The organism is Rhizobium sp. SAFR-030, assembly GCF_059415005.1.
In genome coordinates this window covers 134335-149193 of the sequence record NZ_JBPFDO010000007.1, presented here as the reverse complement: position 1 = coordinate 149193, position 14859 = coordinate 134335, and the positions used below count along the sequence as shown (strand labels likewise).

General features: G+C 60.7%; 16 protein-coding genes and 1 pseudogene. 8 read left to right on the top strand and 9 right to left on the bottom strand.

The window, feature by feature from the left end; all coding sequences use genetic code 11:
* Positions 1-329: 329 nt before the first annotated feature.
* The 7 genes from ACR65N_RS20465 (at position 330) to ACR65N_RS20435 (ending at position 4965) form a co-directional block, all read left to right on the top strand.
* A complete protein-coding gene (locus ACR65N_RS20465; RefSeq protein WP_440458506.1) occupies positions 330-701 on the top strand; it encodes a copper resistance CopC family protein in 372 nt (123 codons plus the stop codon).
* Entirely contained in the window at positions 632-1306 is a 675-nt protein-coding gene (locus ACR65N_RS20460; RefSeq protein WP_495065921.1) for a hypothetical protein, read from the top strand. Before ACR65N_RS20465 ends, ACR65N_RS20460 begins: the two co-directional genes overlap by 70 nt.
* Entirely contained in the window at positions 1188-1574 is a 387-nt protein-coding gene (locus tag ACR65N_RS20455) for a CopD family protein (protein ID WP_440458505.1), read from the top strand. The genes ACR65N_RS20460 and ACR65N_RS20455 overlap by 119 nt, the downstream gene beginning before the upstream one ends.
* Positions 1575-1645: 71 nt before the next feature.
* On the top strand, positions 1646-2146 hold the full coding sequence (locus tag ACR65N_RS20450; protein ID WP_440458504.1) for a DUF305 domain-containing protein: 501 nt from the start codon (positions 1646-1648) through the stop codon (positions 2144-2146).
* Positions 2147-2163: 17 nt separating this feature from the next.
* On the top strand, positions 2164-3621 hold the full coding sequence (locus ACR65N_RS20445) for a YncE family protein (RefSeq protein WP_440458503.1): 1458 nt from the start codon (positions 2164-2166) through the stop codon (positions 3619-3621).
* Positions 3622-3673: 52 nt separating this feature from the next.
* Positions 3674-4201 carry an RNA polymerase sigma factor gene (locus tag ACR65N_RS20440; protein ID WP_440458502.1) on the top strand — a complete coding sequence of 176 codons (528 nt, stop codon included), beginning with the start codon at positions 3674-3676 and terminating at the stop codon, positions 4199-4201.
* On the top strand, positions 4198-4965 hold the full coding sequence (locus ACR65N_RS20435; RefSeq protein ID WP_440458501.1) for an anti-sigma factor family protein: 768 nt from the start codon (positions 4198-4200) through the stop codon (positions 4963-4965). The genes ACR65N_RS20440 and ACR65N_RS20435 overlap by 4 nt, the downstream gene beginning before the upstream one ends.
* Before the next feature lie 241 nt (positions 4966-5206).
* On the opposite strand, the gene ACR65N_RS20430 is transcribed toward ACR65N_RS20435, so the two are convergent.
* The 4 genes and pseudogenes from ACR65N_RS20430 to ACR65N_RS20415 form a co-directional block, all read right to left on the bottom strand.
* Complete coding sequence (locus ACR65N_RS20430) at positions 5207-5668, bottom strand: hypothetical protein (RefSeq protein ID WP_440458500.1); 462 nt, start codon at positions 5666-5668, stop codon at positions 5207-5209.
* Positions 5669-5692: 24 nt separating this feature from the next.
* Positions 5693-6484, bottom strand: coding sequence for an SDR family NAD(P)-dependent oxidoreductase (locus ACR65N_RS20425; protein WP_440458499.1), 792 nt, complete (start codon positions 6482-6484; stop codon positions 5693-5695).
* A gap of 11 nt (positions 6485-6495) precedes the next feature.
* Positions 6496-6987 (bottom strand): annotated as a pseudogene (locus ACR65N_RS20420) (isochorismatase family protein); the annotation flags it as partial.
* Between the two features lie 171 nt (positions 6988-7158).
* Entirely contained in the window at positions 7159-8088 is a 930-nt protein-coding gene (locus ACR65N_RS20415; protein WP_440458498.1) for an alpha/beta fold hydrolase, read from the bottom strand.
* Positions 8089-8562: 474 nt separating this feature from the next.
* On the opposite strand from ACR65N_RS20415, the gene ACR65N_RS20410 reads away from it, so the two are divergent.
* Positions 8563-9252 (top strand): helix-turn-helix domain-containing protein, encoded by a 690-nt coding sequence (locus ACR65N_RS20410; protein WP_440458497.1) that lies wholly within the window; start codon positions 8563-8565, stop codon positions 9250-9252.
* 73 nt (positions 9253-9325) lie between these two features.
* On the opposite strand, the gene ACR65N_RS20405 is transcribed toward ACR65N_RS20410, so the two are convergent.
* The 5 genes from ACR65N_RS20405 to ACR65N_RS20385 form a co-directional block, all read right to left on the bottom strand.
* Positions 9326-10924 (bottom strand): MFS transporter, encoded by a 1599-nt coding sequence (locus ACR65N_RS20405; protein ID WP_440458496.1) that lies wholly within the window; start codon positions 10922-10924, stop codon positions 9326-9328.
* The gene (locus tag ACR65N_RS20400; RefSeq protein WP_440458495.1) at positions 10921-11364 is read right to left on the bottom strand and encodes a DoxX family protein; all 444 of its coding nucleotides are present in this window, start codon (positions 11362-11364) and stop codon (positions 10921-10923) included. Before ACR65N_RS20400 ends, ACR65N_RS20405 begins: the two co-directional genes overlap by 4 nt.
* A gap of 164 nt (positions 11365-11528) precedes the next feature.
* Positions 11529-13511: an amidohydrolase gene (locus tag ACR65N_RS20395; RefSeq protein ID WP_440458494.1), complete on the bottom strand. Its 1983-nt coding sequence runs from the start codon at positions 13509-13511 to the stop codon at positions 11529-11531.
* The gene (locus ACR65N_RS20390; RefSeq protein ID WP_440458493.1) at positions 13511-13798 is read right to left on the bottom strand and encodes a XapX domain-containing protein; all 288 of its coding nucleotides are present in this window, start codon (positions 13796-13798) and stop codon (positions 13511-13513) included. The genes ACR65N_RS20395 and ACR65N_RS20390 overlap by 1 nt, the downstream gene beginning before the upstream one ends.
* Positions 13799-13858: 60 nt before the next feature.
* Positions 13859-14548, bottom strand: a complete 690-nt coding sequence (locus ACR65N_RS20385) for a hydrolase (RefSeq protein ID WP_440458492.1) — start codon at positions 14546-14548, stop codon at positions 13859-13861.
* Between the last annotated feature and the right edge of the window lie 311 nt (positions 14549-14859).

Below are 14859 nucleotides of genomic sequence, written 5' to 3'. Positions count from 1 at the left end.
TATTATGTTGGCTATAGTTTCCGCTTCGGTCCGGATGTGGTCCAATACTTCACCCTCGCAGGCGGCCGTAAGCTCGTCTACCCGAGTGTGATGAGGTGTCACCATTCATATGGACGGCTTCATCTTGATCGCCGACGCTCGTCACAGGGCTCTAGAAAAAGCATGGCATCCACAGGAGCCCGACATCATCGGCAGCAAGTCTCCGACGTCAGGATCTTGGGATGCGGGGCGCGCCTAGAACCTCGGACGGTAAAATCCGCGAGCAGCGGAATAAAATTCCTCAGCCAATGTCCACTGAGATGTTCCGGCACCCGCTGAGAGGAAACGCTATGCGCAACCAGTCCCTTTCCCTCCTCGTCATCGTTTTAACGCTCCTCGGCCTTGCTTCCACGGCGTCAGCCCATACGCTGCTCGTCAGTTCCGATCCACCAGATGGCTCTTCACTTCAGGCCTCGCCCGCGACCATTACGATCAGGTTCTCAGAAGGCCTCGAACCGCCCTTCTCGCACCTCACATTGAAGAACCAAACCGGGGAAGACATTTCCCTGAGGGGACAGAGCGTGATCGGCGACGATGGCTCCTTGTACACTGCGTCCCCCCTGAAGCCTCTTTCTCCTGGCTCCTATGAAGTGTGTTGGGACGTGCTGTCGAAGGACGGCCACAAGACGTCGGGCTCTGTGAGCTTCCAGTTTTCACCGTGACACCGCACCAGGCTCTCGTGGCCGATCGCTTCCTCCTCGACACGGCGCTTTGCCGCGTGTGGGGCGGCGGAGGGTTCGCGATGCTTACACCGAAATCGATACGAGAGCGGCTGCTGACAAAGATGCGCCTGCCGCTTCTTGCCTGCGCCATCGTCGGGGTGGCCGCCGCAGCCGCGGCCCTGCCCTTGCAGGCAGCTGAACTCGCATCGGGCTGGACGTCCGTCGCTCAGGCCGGCCTGCTCGCGACCGTTACGCTCCAGACGGACGTCGGCATCTCGACGGTGGTCGAGGCTGCCGACGCCGCTGCGCTTGCCGCCGCCGCCCTGAGCGGCCGCCACCGTGTTGCTGTCTGCTGTGCCTTTCTGGCTGTCTGCGTGACGGCCACCAGAGGTCATGCCGCTGCCCATTTAGGTCCGGAGGGAGACTTACGAATGGCGATAGCCGCCGTCCACGTGGCCTTTGGCAACGGCATGGCTCGGTGCGCTCATGCCGTTCATCCTGCTGGTGCAGTTGTCGAAGGCACCGGCATTACGATCCGAGGCTATAATGGCCATGCGGCGCTTCTCCCGTCTTGGCCACGGCGCCGTCGCGCTGGTCCTGCTTAGCGGCGCTGCCAACACTTGGTTTATCCTCGGGCGCGCACCCCTCGACTGGCATTCTTCCTATCAATTCGAGATGGCACTGAAGATCGCGGCCGCACTGACGATGACATTTCTCGCCCTCGCCAACCGCTACCTTGTCTTACCACTGAACCGGACGCACGGGCTGATTGTCCGCAAGCTTCTCATCACCGACGCAGGCGCAGAGCTCGCGCTCGGCTTCGTTGCCCTTGCGCTGGTTGCCACATTCGGGCTGGGCGATCCCACATCCTGAAAAATTGTCCGTCAGCGGGAATAGACCTGCTGCGAGGTTGTCTACTCCTACAGAAACAGAGGAAGGCGCAGATGATCATCTTTCGCAACACCCGACCATCCGTGGTCGCCGCCGTAATCCTGGCAGGCATTACCGCCTCGGCCGTTTCCGCCCATGATCATCTGCAGAATGCCTCTGCGCAGCATGATCATCCGGACGCCGTCGAAATCGGTGCGGAAGCCGCCTATCTCGCGCATAACGATGCTGCCATGGACAAGATGATGGCGGACATGGAGGTCAAGCCGACGGGCAACGTCGACCGTGACTTCGTGTTGATGATGACGCCCCACCACCAGGGCGCAATCGACATGGCCCGCGCAGTTCTCAAATACGGAAAGAACGAGCAGCTCAGGCGTATCGCGCAGGAGATCATCGTTGACCAGCAACAGGAGATTGCAGCGATGAAGCTTGCGATCGGCGACACCCTCCCTCCTTCCGGTCCCGCCCCGACGCAAGTCGCCCCGGAAACCGCTCCCGCCAGATCCATGCCCAGCCAAGTGATGCCGGGGATGGATCCGAACATGAAGATGTAACTTCAAAGGACATCACAATGAACATCCGCAAGTCTTTTGCCGCCAGCCTTCTGGCGGGCAGCATGCTATTGCCTTTCTCCGCACTTGCAGGGCAGGTGCCCGTCGCCGCATCTGATCCCGACATCGCGATCAGCAGCAAGGACCGCATCTACGCAGCTGAACAGTTTTCGAACACCGTCTCCGTCACCGACCCTTCTACCAACAAGCTTCTCGGCGTCATCAAGCTCGGTGATCCCCAGCCGGGCAATCTTTCGCCACTATACAGAGGTCAGGTGCTCGTCCACGGCATGGGCTTCTCGCCCGACCACAAGACGCTGGCGGTGGTCTCGATCGGCTCTAACTCGGTAAGTTTCATCGATACTGCCACCAATGCCGTGGAGCACACGACCTATATCGGCCGCTCGCCCCATGAGCCGTTCTTCACGCCGGATGGGAGGGACGTCTGGGTCACCGTTCGCGGCGAAGACTATATCTCGGTCATCGACGCCCGCACCTTCGAGGAGAAGGCGCAGATCAAGGTGCCCGGCGGGCCCGGCATGCAGATCTTCTCGCCGGACGGCAAGCTCGGCTACATCTGCTCGTCCTTCAATCCGGAAACAGTGGTCGTGAATGTCGCCGATCACCAGATCGTCGGCCATGTGAAGCAGGCAAGCCCGTTCTGCCCGAACATCGCCGCATCGCCGGATGGCCGCCAGGTTTGGTTTACGCTGAAGGATGTCGGCAAGACGCAGGTCTTCAATGCGCAGGCACCTTTCGATCTGATCAAGACCATCGACACCGGCCCGATCACCAACCACGTCAATCTCGTGACCAACAAGAACGGCAGCTTCGCCTATGTCACCGTCGGTGGCCTCAACGAGGTGAAAGTCTTCCGGACGGATGACTTCGAGCAGGTCGCGACGATCCCGGTCGGCAACCTGCCGCACGGCATTTGGCCGTCGGGTGACGGCACCCGCGTCTATGTCGGACTGGAGAATGCGGACGAGTTCGCCGTCATCGACACGCTGACCAACAAGGTCATCGCTAACATCCCGATCGGCCAGGCACCGCAGGCTGTCGCCTATGTGCCGAACGCGGTACCGGAAGGAGATGGCCTGGCGAACCTGGTGCCGCTGGGCAAGGCGGGCGAAGCCGCACACCTGACGCTGTCGGCAAAGAGCGGAAAGGACAACACGCCCTCCACGGTCACTCTGTTCGAGCAGGGACTGACCCAGGTCCTACAGGCCTCTGTTACGGGACTGGAGCCGAAGAAGATGTACGTGCTGGCGCTGTCCGACAAGGCTGACGGCAGCGGCTCGTTGGAAGGTTTGTCGAACTTCATGACGAACCCGGCAGGCTCGGCTCTTGTGAACGCGGTGGGTCCTATCCGGCAGATTGTGCAGGCAAAGCACAAGGACGAGCGTCGCTATCTCGTGGTAGCCTCGGTCGAAGACGGCAAGCCGGGCCGGATCCTGCAGGTGCAGTCAGTAAATTGACCCTTTAGGACAGCCCGTATCACAACGGGCTGTCCTCCCAGGAGTTCTTGAAATGGATGATCTGCTTGCTCAGGTAGAACCGATGATCCCCGCACTGCGGCGTTACGCTCGTGGCCTGATCAGGGATCAGGAAGGGGCAGATGATATCGTTCAGGACTGCCTCGAACGGGTCGTTCTCAACTGGAGCCGGCGCCGCGATGAAAATCCGCGACCCTGGGTGTTCTCCATCCTGCACAATCTGGCTGTCAACAGACTGCGCCAGGAGGCCAGGCGTGGTAGTTCCGTGCCCATCGAGGACGCGCCCGAAGCCTTGGGCGCCGGGGCTGCAACGCAGGAGGAAACCGTGTACGGGCACGAGGTGATGGCGGCGATCGACCGCCTGCCCCCGGATCATCGCAGCATTCTGCTGCTTATCTCGGTCGAAGATCTCTCCTACGCCGAGGCTGCGAAGGTGCTGGAAATACCGCTGGGCACCGTGATGTCGCGACTGTCGCGTGCGCGGGAACAGTTGAGGACCATCCTCGAGGGGAGACCGACGGAAACGTCAGCCGGCGGCGCGTATATCAGGAGGGTGAAATGACCATGAAGCCGATCACCGAAGACGACATTCAGGCCTATGTTGACGACGTTCTCGATGCCGAGCGACACCGTGACGTTTCCGATTATCTTCTGACGAATTCCGAGGCTGCAGCACGCGTATCATCCGACCGGACCCATGCGAAGGCGTTGCGCGCCGCGTTGGATCCTGTGGCTCGAGAGCCCGTGCCGTCGAGGCTCAACCTCCAGACCATCGTCGCGGCGCGCCTGCCGGCCCGCCGGCCACACGCGTTTCGCCTCGCTGCGGCTGCCGTCTTGCTGCTGGCGGTTGGCGCCACGGGCGGCTGGATGATGAAGGGTTACGCACTTCCTCCCACGGAAGGCGTTGCAGCACTGGCGCAAGAAGCCTCCGCCAGCTACGGAGCTTTCGCCGGCGACCGCCTGCGTCCCGTCGAGGTGAGAGCCGATGGAAGCGACACGCTTCAGCAGTTTGCTGCGATGACGCTCGGACGCGTTGCCGCCATCCCCGACCTGACCAAGGCTGGCTACCGCCTGATGGGCGGTCGTGTGATTCCGACGGCGCATGGTAACGGCTTCATGCTGATGTATGACGACGACAGGGGCAGCCGGCTTGTCATGCTGACCCGTCGAATGGCGGTCGACCAGAACAAGCCGATGGTCGCCAGCAAGAATGGCGATGTGCAGGGCTGGAGTTGGGCGAAGAACGGCATGGGCTTCAGCCTCGTCGGATCGATCCCTCACGAGGACCTCCACCCGATCGCCGACGTGGCGCGCGCGCAGATTTAGTCGAGGAGTTCGCGCATCTGCTGAACCATGCGACGACTGTTTCCATATCCGCGGCAACCCAGCGTGATGGGAGAGCCTCGAAATGCATGGGAGGCCATTTAACCGGCTTGAGTGGATGGCAGAAAATGCTGCTTCATCCTACCTTGCCGCTCACGGTGAACCAGAGACCGTTGACGATCTAGAACAGCATGATTGCGTAGGGCGCGCATCTCATGACCCGCACGCATCTGGAACCTGAAATCTACGAGAGGTTGTCTCGGTAGAAAAGCAAGACCACGGCCAGAGCTGTCGTCCCGACCGCTGTCAGGATAAGCGCCTGTCTGGACGAATCCCGATCTCGATACAACAAGGCGGCCGCCAAGGTGCAGAACGACCAGAGAACCGTGACAAGGACCAGCAGCCAGGAATACAAAAACGGCCCAAGATTGTAGCCTCCTCCGCCGATCGAAGGTTTAGAGGTTGTATCGATCTGAGCGCCAATTAAGATGAGCATCGGCAAGGCGAGCGCCGACAACCATACTTCTATCGTCTTGTTTTCATTATCAGTCACCGGGTTCGCTGCGGCCGTTCCGTCAGGTTCGCTGTTCTTCCGTTCTGATGTTCGTACGGCAGAAAGCTGGTCGGTTCGATTACCTTCGGCGGCCCCATGCGCCGAAAAACGCGGAAGGAGCCGAAGACAATGTCTCACGGCTTTTATCAGCATATTCTGGCGCCTCAGACTGGGGTTTCAGAGCGTGTCGATGACACCGCCGTCGACACGGACGGACGCTCCGGTCGTGGCCGAAGCAAAGGGCGAGGCAAGATATGTGACCAGATTCGCCACCTCTTCCACGCTCGCTGCACGCTGGATAATCGAGGTTGACCGGTGCTGTCTCACGAAGGCGGCGGCTACCTCCTCGATCGGCAACCCGGATTTCGACTGCTCTTCCGCGAGCATGGCTTCGACACCCTCGGAAAGCGTGGGACCCGGTAATACCGAGTTTACGGTGACGCCCGTACCTGCCATTCGCTTGGCAAGGCCTCTGGCGACCGCAACGTCTGCGATCTTCGTGACGCCGTAGTGGATCATCTCCACAGGGATGTTGAAGCCCGACTCGGAAGAAAGGAAGATTACCCGCCCCCAGTCACAATCCCGCATACCCGGTAGGTAGGCTCTCGCAAGCCTGACGCCCGACATGACGTTCACCTGCCAGTGACGGTCCCACACCTCGTCCGCCGCCTCGAAGAAATCGACAGGCTGGAAGACGCCTGCGTTGTTGATCAGGATATCGACACGTGGGACACGGGCGACCAGCGTGGTGCACCCCTCCGAGGTCGAAACGTCTGCGGCTATCCCGGTAACGGACGTGGATGATAGTTCGGCACCAAGCCGCCTGACAGCGTCCGCGGTCTTCGTTTCGGATCTACCGTTGATTACCACCGTGGCACCCGACTTCCCTAGCTGACGCGCGATGGCATAGCCGATGCCTTCGGTCGATCCCGTCACGAGGGCAGTTTTTCCTGCAAGGTCGATCTTCATATTGGCTCCCGTCAGTGACCCACGACTGTGAAGAGGATTTCCGAGAATCCAGGTACTGTGTCCTCGCGGTTCCAGTCCCGCTGGACCTCGCAGATTACCTGCACCCACGATACGGGTTTCGCGCCGACTTGCACAAGCCGCTTCACCTCGAGATCGTGCGGCTTTTGTGAGGTGCCACCGACACAGTCGACAACAGGGTAGACCTCGAAGCCCTCGCTGATCGCGTCGAGCGCCGGATGCACCAGGCACACTTCGGTCCAAAGCGCCGCCATGATGAGCTTAGGGCGTTCCGTAGCCTTCACCGCCCTGTTGAAGTCCTCGTCCTCCAGGCATGATCGACGTGCGGTCGATCGCTTCAAGTCACCAAGACATCGGTGATCTGATGGGTGGTTGGCTGGTTGCGGCCGGTGTTGACGTTCACCGTCGGAAGCACCACCGGCATCTCGTAAAGCTTGGCGATCCTGGCCAGGGCTGTGATGTTCGCGACCAGTTCTCGCTTCGGTCTGGAAGCGATGGACGACACCTGGACGGGCTGGAAGTCGATGATGACGATGGCGGCGTTTCGCGGGATCAGCAGATTGTCTTTGATTGGGTCTCGCGGTTTGGCGAGTGACGTCTTGGCGCGCTCCTTTTGCGTGGGGCGGCGACCTCGCCCGAGGTCGACCGCATTCGCTTCAGTCCTGCGCGGGCTGCCTGTCGAGGAAGGCGCGAATGGCAGCGACGGTCGCCTCAGGCTGCTCTTCCATCAGCCAGTGTCCGGATGCGGGGATCACCACCTGACGGACATCGTCAGCGGCGAAGCGCATCACGAAGGCCATGGTTGTTCCGAAGGAGTGGTCGCCGCCGACCGCGAGTACCGGCATCTCCAGACGACCCTTTTCGAGCGCCGCCCGGTTGTCGATCGCGTCTTGGTCGAATGCGGCAAACTGCATGAAGCCTGCATGCATACGTCCGGGCCTGGAATAGAGGTCCGCATAATGAACACGCGAGGCTTCGGTGAAGCGCGACGGGTCTGCCGAAAACTCGTTCCAGAAGCGATCGAGGTAGATCCGTTCCCGACCCGCCACCAGTCGCTCCATGTCAGGTCCGCCGAAACGGAAATGCCACAGCAACGGGTTCTTCAAGACTTCTTCCCATGGGCCGATCCCGGGGACCGGAGCGTCCATGACAACCAGCCGTTTGGTTCGATCGGGATGCGCCTTTGCGAAAGCGTAGGCAACCATGTTTCCGATGTCGTGACCAACGACATCTGCCTGCTTGATGTTGAGCGCGTCGAGAACGCCCGCGATATCTTCGGCCTGGTTGACCTTCCGGAAGCCTTCGGTGGCGACGGCCGACAATCCCATTCCACGGAGATCGGGAACGATCACCGTGTGGTCGCGCATCAGGTCCTCGGCCAGCGGCACCCACATGTCGCCGGTATCGCCATACCCGTGGATCAGGATGACCGCAGGCCCTTTTCCGCCGGACCGAACGTGGATCGTCGTGCCGTTGGTCTTGATTTCCTGTGCCTCGAACGTTGCCGGAAAGTCCAGGTCGACGGCCCATGAGGGACTGCAAAGCGCGGCGAACGCGCCGGTCGCCAGGAGAAGTCGTTTCATCATCGTGCCTCCAGTTGCCCTGGCATGGTGAGAAGAGCGAGGTGCTGAGGCTTGAACCTTTCAGGCGTCCGTAGTCGGAAACATGCGTCCGCTGACCAGCTTCGTGTCGCGACGGAGGTATTGGATAAAGGACAGCAGAAACCTTCAAATCAGCCCGGAGGCCGAGCTTTACTTGACGTCCACCTCAACTACAGTGGGCAAACTTGGCAGGGGAATAACGCCAAATCCGGATGTGGGCAGGCAGATTTGCATTCCGACGCAGCGTTCAGGCAAAGCTTTGTCAGCCACTTCAGGGCGGATGAAATCACGCAACTTCTGACCGCCGGCCCCAGAAAGACCCGTCTTCTGGTTTCGCGGATTAGACGCGACACGCCTGGACACGGACCCGCTGCCCTCCCTCCTCCTCTGGACCACGGCCTTGGGACCACGTTCGCGGTTCTTTTGCAACTTCGCGAGCAGACCCACAGAGAGCTCTACATGGACGGCAAATGCGTCCACCGTGGCTCCTATGCGGCGCGCAGCACGAGCATCGTCAATCACGCCGAAAAGCCCGTGGCGAACCTGCTCAGTCCTTTCGACAACCTGATATTCGTTGTCTCGCAGAAAACCCTCGACGAACTTGCCTACGAACGAGGCAGTCCGAGGATCGGCCAGCTCCACTGCAAGCTCGGTGGCGTGTTCGACGAAACCGTCTGGCACCTCGGCAACGCCCTGCTTCCTGCTCTGGAGCGTCCTCATGAGATCGGCACGATCTACGCCGAGCAGGTAATGCTCGCGGCCAATACGTATTTTGCCCAGGCCTTCGGCGGCTTTCGCCCGAAAAGCGAAAAACTCGGCATGCTCGCCCCATGGCAACTCCGTCGCGCCACGGACGCTATGGTGTCCCTGGCGGCTGACGAGGTCTCTCTGAAAGACCTTGCCGCATTATGCGGACTCTCGGTGAGCTATTTCGTACGGGCCTTCAAGCAGTCGACCGGTGACCCGCCGTACCGATGGATACTGCGCCACCGGGTCGAGCGATCCAAGTCCCTGCTCGCGCAAACCGACTCTGCCATCGCCGAGATCGCGGTCATGTGCGGCTTTGCCGACCAGAGCCATTTTACGCGGATGTTCAAATCCTTCGTAGGCGTGACCCCGGCGGCATGGCGGCGAGCCGCGAGATTCTAGCCTGGGAGCCGCGGCCTGCTTCGAACGGCATGGTGTCCAGGGCGCCAAAGCCGCCCTGTCTGTTGCATCCCGCTCAAGCCGCTCCCGGCCTGTTGATCGTGAGGAAATGGCGAACGACGGGTTTTTCTGCGCCCGTGTGGTAGGCGAGAACCTTGCCCTGCAGGTCGGCGTCGGCATTCGACACGCGCTTGTGCTGGCGAAGGTGCTCAGCCCAGGATTCCACCATGAACCACTCGACGATTTTTTCCGGATCCGCGGAATCTTCGGTGATACCCCAACCATAAGCGCCATCGCGGCGGCGTTCATGAGAGAGGTGGGCAATGGCGCGCAGGAAGGCTGAGCGATGCTCTTTCTCGACCCTGTACTCGATCAGGATGAGAACCGGACCGCGGTCATGGGCAACAGGTTCGGCGACCAGCGGCTCTGGCCAGTGGTTGGACGGAACCATGTCTGCGTCTCCAGCCGGAAGCTTGACCCGGTGCATGATCAACCCCGCAATGAGCAAGCCGAATGCACCGATAAGCAAGGTCGTCTGTATTCCAACCGCTTCGCCAACCGCACCCCAGCCGAGGCTGCCGGCAGTCATCGCGCCGTTGAAGACCGTCAGATAGACGGCAAGGCCGCGACCGCGCACCCAGTTTGGAAGCACCGACTGCGCTGCACCATTAAGCGTCGTCAGTGCGGTGATCCAGGCACCGCCGAGAAAGAGAAGAGCGACAAAGGCCACGATCTTCGGCGGGGCGAGAGAGAGGATGCCCATGACGGCCGCTGTGACCAGTGCTGCGCCGAGAAGCAGACCGTCCGAGGTAAGGCGTTCGCGTAGCTTTGGCATGACGAGTGCGCCGCCGATCGCGCCTGCGCCGACCGCACCAAGCAGGATGCCGTAGAAGCTGGCATCACCACCGAGCAATTGTCGCGCAACGAGCGGAAGAAGAGCCCAGACCGCACTGGCAAATGCGAAGAAGACTGCAGCCCGCAGAAGCACGACATGCAACGGCCTGCTTGAGCGCGTATAGCGGAGACCAGCGCGGAACGCACCGAAGAAGTTCTCTTGAAGTGCATCATTGGCATTCTTGGCGCGCGGCCACCAGACCAGCGCGGCGATGACGAAGAGATAGCTTGCGACGTCCGCGCCGTAGGTGATGCCGGCCCCGAAGGCAGCCAGAAGAAGCCCTCCGGCGGCAGGTCCGATAGAGCGGGCAATGTTGATGCCGAGCGAGTTGAGCGCAACGGCGCTTTTGACATCCTCCCGCTTTACCAGTTCCGGGACGATCGCCTGCCAGGTGGGTCCCATCAGCGCGGCACCAATACCGCCAAGGAAGGTCAGGCCGATCAGGGCGCTGACTGACAGCATTCCGGTGTGAGACAGGACCATGAGCGAGATACTCACCGATGCGAGCAGCAACTGGACCGCGATCAGGAATTTGCGGCGATCCAGGATGTCGGTCAGAACGCCGGATGGAATGGCGAGCAGGAAGATGGGAAGAGTTCCCGCAGCCTGAACCATGGCGACTGCCGCCGGCGATGCCGAAAGGTCGGTCATCAGCCAGGAGCTGGCAACATCGCGCATAAAGCTTCCGGTGTTGCCGAGAACCGTTGCAATCCACAGGACCGCGAAGACGGGCTGTGCGAGAGGGGCAAAAGTGCCCCCGGAGGTTTTTGTCGCACTCATTTGCCTGCCCCCTTGGTGAGATCGAATGCGGCGACGAAGACAAACGCGCCCGCCAGACCGAGGTGTTCGAAGAAGGCGTTGGTCGCCATCATGCGGTCCATGCCGGGCGCCATTTCCCAGAAGCGAAGGGCAAGAAGAGTTGCGAAAAGCGTAAACCCTGCCAGCGCCAGTGCGCCTGCCCACCGCAGGAAGCCCGAAACCACCATCGCCGAGGCTGCAAGCTCGAAGGCGATGACGGTGACTGCAAAGACGGCGGCCGGGTGGAGACCAAAATGATCCATCTCGGCAAGCGCGCCATTGAAGTCGAAGATCTTGGTGAGCGGCCCCTGGATATATGCCGCGCAGAGAGCGAGCAGCGAGAGCGTTCGCGCGACAGGAGAGCTGACGACATGGGCCAGGGCACTCAGGGCTGGATTCGATCGTGCGGATGGTTGGGTCATATCTGCTCCTTGATGATCGCCGATCTGATCGGGCGTGGTGTTTGATGGAGCGATATTGGCTGGCTATCGACCACCCAGCAATTGCATCAATAATTGCTATATAGTTGCGGTTTCTGTAACCGTGAGAAACTCGGGCGGTAGAGCCGCCCGAGTTGGCGTGGGTTCTAAACCGCCCAGCAGGAGCAGCCGAGAGCGCCGAAGAAGCCCTTCAGATCGGCGATCGGCAGCTTCGATGTCCAGGCTCCCGCATGGTCGTGACCATGCACGCCGCAATCGATCGCGCAGCCGCAGGTCGAGATCGCCGTGCGGCGCAGCGAGCGGGCACCTGCACCCTCAGGTTCGCCCCATGCTGCATAACCGCCGAACTTGCGCACCGGCGACCAGTCGGGCATTGCCGGGGGTACGTCGTTTTCGTCGAGTGTTTTGAAGTCACCCGCTCCAAAGACGATCTTGCCGCCGACCATGGTCAGTTCCGAAGTCAGGAACGAGATTTCGTCCTCTGCGCAGGCGAAGAAATCCTTGTCCGGCACGATGAGATCGGCGAACTGGCCCTTCTCGATACGGCCCTTCTTGCCTTCCTCGTTGGAGAACCATGTCACCTTTTCGGTCCACATCCGCAGCGCCGTCTCGCGGTCGAGGCAGTTGGCGCGTGGGTAGAGCTGCATGCCGCCCACGGTCTTGCCGGTCACCATCCAGGACAGCGAGACCCAGGGATTGTAGGAGGCCACGCGGGTGGCATCCGTGCCGGCCGATACATGGACGCCCTTGTCCAGCATCCTGGCGATTGGCGGGGTGGCTTCGGCAACGCCGTGGCCGTAACGCTCGGCAAAATATTCGCCCTGATAGGCCATGCGATGCTGCGTGGCGATACCGCCGCCGAGCGCTGCAATACGGTCGATCGAACGGTCGGAGATGGTTTCCGCGTGATCGAAGAACCAGTTCAGGCCTTCGAGCGGAATATCCTTGTTGACCTTCTCGAAGACGTCGAGCGCGCGCGAGATCGTCTCGTCATAGGTCGCGTGCAAACGCCACGGCCAACGGTTCTCGGCCAGAACCCGCACCACTTCCTCGAGTTCGCCCTCCATTTCCGGGGCCATTTCCGGGCGAGGTTGACGGAAGTCCTCGAAGTCGGCTGCGGAAAAGACAAGCATCTCCCCTGCCCCGTTGTGACGGAAATAGTCGTTGCCCTGCTTGTATTTGACGGACGACGTCCAGTTGAGGAAATCCTCCTTTTCCTGCTTGGGTTTCTGGGTGAACAGGTTGTAGGCAAGCCGGACCGTCATCTGGCCTTCGTCTGACAATTTCTGGATGACTTCGTAATCGTCCGGATAGTTCTGGAAACCACCGCCGGCATCGATGACGCCAGTAATGCCCAGGCGGTTCAGTTCGCGCATGAAATGACGGGTCGAGTTGACCTGGTAGTCGATGGGAAGCTTCGGCCCCTTCGCGAGCGTCGAATACAGAATTCCAGCGTTCGGCCTGGCGAGCAGCAGACCCGTTGGATTGCCGTTGGCATCGCGGGTAATCTCGCCACCGGGCGGATTGGGCGTATCGCGCGTGTAACCCACGGCGCGAAGCGCCGCGCCGTTCAACAGCGCCCGGTCATAGAGGTGCAGCAGGAAGACCGGCGTATCAGGTGCGATCGCGTTGATCTCCTCGATCGTCGGCAGGCGCTTTTCGGCGAACTGATGCTCCGTGAAACCGCCAACGACGCGCACCCATTGAGGGGCCGGCGTGATCGCCACCTGCCGCTTGAGCATATCCATCGCGTCTGCCAGTGAGCGGACGCCGTCCCAGCGCAGCTCCATGTTGTAATTGAGCCCACCGCGAATGACGTGGGTATGATTGTCGATCAGGCCGGGCAGAACGCGCTTTCCCTTGAGATCGATGATCTTCGTGTCGGCTCCTGCCAGAGCCATGATGTCGCTATCGGCGCCGACCTCCAGAAACAGTCCGTCCTTGACGGCAACGGCGGTTGCGGTCGGCCTGGTGCGGTCAAGGGTCGTGAAGCGTCCGTTATGGAGGATCAGATCTGGATGCATGGTGTCTACTCCGGTCTGGTTGGGATCGGCGGCATGAGCCCGCGAGAAGAGGTTGGAGATTGCCAGGCTTGAGGCTGCTCCGATGAAGGTCCGACGCGTCGTCATCAGCTCCGCTCCTGCGCCTTCGTTTCCGTGCGGCGGGCAATCTCGGCAGGCTTGGCACCCTTCGGCAAATGGCCGAACATATGTGGCTTCACCTGGTGAAGCCAGGAAACGGTTGCAGCCTCCTTGCTCCAAAACGACTTGGCAAGCGGAATGATCTGTTCGCCGACGAGAATGCCCAGCAGGCCGACAAGCGCGATGACCGGCGGCGCCGGCGAGCGAACATTGAGCAGGCTGTAGACGATGCCGACGAGCAATCCGGCGCCGAGAGACAGAAGATAGATTTTCATGGGAAACCTCCTGGAGAGATGGAAGCCGCTCCGATGAACGATCGGAGCGGTCTATCAGGCTTACTTTGCAGGGTTCGGGCCGATGCGCTTGCCATGCGTGACGCGTTCCTGGCCGCCATGGACGTGCGTCACCGCGTAATCGATGCCCATGCCGTAGGCGCCGGAATGTTCCTTCACCAGGGCGGTCACCGCATCGTAGGTTTCCTTCCGAGCCCAGTCGCGCTGCCATTCGAGCAGAACCTGCTGCCAGGTGACGGGAATGACGCCAGCCTGGACCATGCGGTCCATCGCGTATTTGTGGGCATCGGATGAGGTGCCGCCGGATGCATCGGCGACCATGTAGATCTCGTAGTCGGGAACGTCATGAAGAGCGGAGAGCGCGAAGGTCGTGTTGCAGACTTCCGTCCAGAGGCCGGAGACGACGATCTTCTTGCGGCCGGCCGCTGCATTCCTGGCGAGCGCATCACGGACGTTCTGGTCATCCCACGAGTTCATCGAAGTCCGCTCGAGGATGTCATTGTCCGGATAGACTGCCAGAAGTTCCGGAAAGGTGTTGCCGGAGAAGCTCTCGGTTTCGACGGTGGTGATGGTCGTCGGAATGTTGAAGATCTTGGCGGCCTTGGCGAGTCCGACGACGTTGTTCTTCAAGGTCTGGCGATCGATGGACTGGACGCCAAATGCCATCTGCGGCTGCTGGTCGATGAAAATGAGCTGGCTGTTGGCGGGGGTCAGGACTTCGAGCTTGGACATTGTCAGTTCCTCTCTGGCTGTTTGGACCGCGTCGATGCGGCAGGTTGGTCGAGCAGCCGGAAACTATGTCCTGGCGCGCGTGAAGGGCGGCGTGTGGCAGGTCCGAACTCGATGTCTCGTCAACACCTTGTCTCGACTGCTGACATGAAACCTAGAGCACTTTTGCACCTCATAGAATTGCAACATTAATTCTCATTGCATTGCAGTTTCGGCAATTATCGCGGCATTGTTCATGTCTCTGCGAGTGACCATTTCGTGAGGGTCAGTTCCGGATCGATCGCTGCGAAACTCACCACAACGGGCACTGCTGG

Excerpts from the sequence above, each read along its gene's own strand:
- ACR65N_RS20390 (WP_440458493.1), bottom strand. The coding sequence starts at position 13,798 with ATGAAAATCTATCTTCTGTCTCTCGGCGCCGGATTGCTCGTCGGCATC.
- ACR65N_RS20440 (WP_440458502.1), top strand. The coding sequence starts at position 3,674 with ATGGATGATCTGCTTGCTCAGGTAGAACCGATGATCCCCGCACTGCGG.
- ACR65N_RS20435 (WP_440458501.1), top strand. The coding sequence starts at position 4,198 with ATGACCATGAAGCCGATCACCGAAGACGACATTCAGGCCTATGTTGAC.
- ACR65N_RS20430 (WP_440458500.1), bottom strand. The coding sequence starts at position 5,668 with ATGCTGATAAAAGCCGTGAGACATTGTCTTCGGCTCCTTCCGCGTTTT.
- ACR65N_RS20455 (WP_440458505.1), top strand. The coding sequence starts at position 1,188 with ATGCCGTTCATCCTGCTGGTGCAGTTGTCGAAGGCACCGGCATTACGA.
- ACR65N_RS20400 (WP_440458495.1), bottom strand. The coding sequence starts at position 11,364 with ATGACCCAACCATCCGCACGATCGAATCCAGCCCTGAGTGCCCTGGCC.
- ACR65N_RS20410 (WP_440458497.1), top strand. The coding sequence starts at position 8,563 with ATGGACGGCAAATGCGTCCACCGTGGCTCCTATGCGGCGCGCAGCACG.
- ACR65N_RS20450 (WP_440458504.1), top strand. The coding sequence starts at position 1,646 with ATGATCATCTTTCGCAACACCCGACCATCCGTGGTCGCCGCCGTAATC.
- ACR65N_RS20405 (WP_440458496.1), bottom strand. The coding sequence starts at position 10,924 with ATGAGTGCGACAAAAACCTCCGGGGGCACTTTTGCCCCTCTCGCACAG.
- ACR65N_RS20415 (WP_440458498.1), bottom strand. The coding sequence starts at position 8,088 with ATGATGAAACGACTTCTCCTGGCGACCGGCGCGTTCGCCGCGCTTTGC.
- ACR65N_RS20395 (WP_440458494.1), bottom strand. The coding sequence starts at position 13,511 with ATGACGACGCGTCGGACCTTCATCGGAGCAGCCTCAAGCCTGGCAATC.
- ACR65N_RS20445 (WP_440458503.1), top strand. The coding sequence starts at position 2,164 with ATGAACATCCGCAAGTCTTTTGCCGCCAGCCTTCTGGCGGGCAGCATG.
- ACR65N_RS20425 (WP_440458499.1), bottom strand. The coding sequence starts at position 6,484 with ATGAAGATCGACCTTGCAGGAAAAACTGCCCTCGTGACGGGATCGACC.
- ACR65N_RS20465 (WP_440458506.1), top strand. The coding sequence starts at position 330 with ATGCGCAACCAGTCCCTTTCCCTCCTCGTCATCGTTTTAACGCTCCTC.
- ACR65N_RS20385 (WP_440458492.1), bottom strand. The coding sequence starts at position 14,548 with ATGTCCAAGCTCGAAGTCCTGACCCCCGCCAACAGCCAGCTCATTTTC.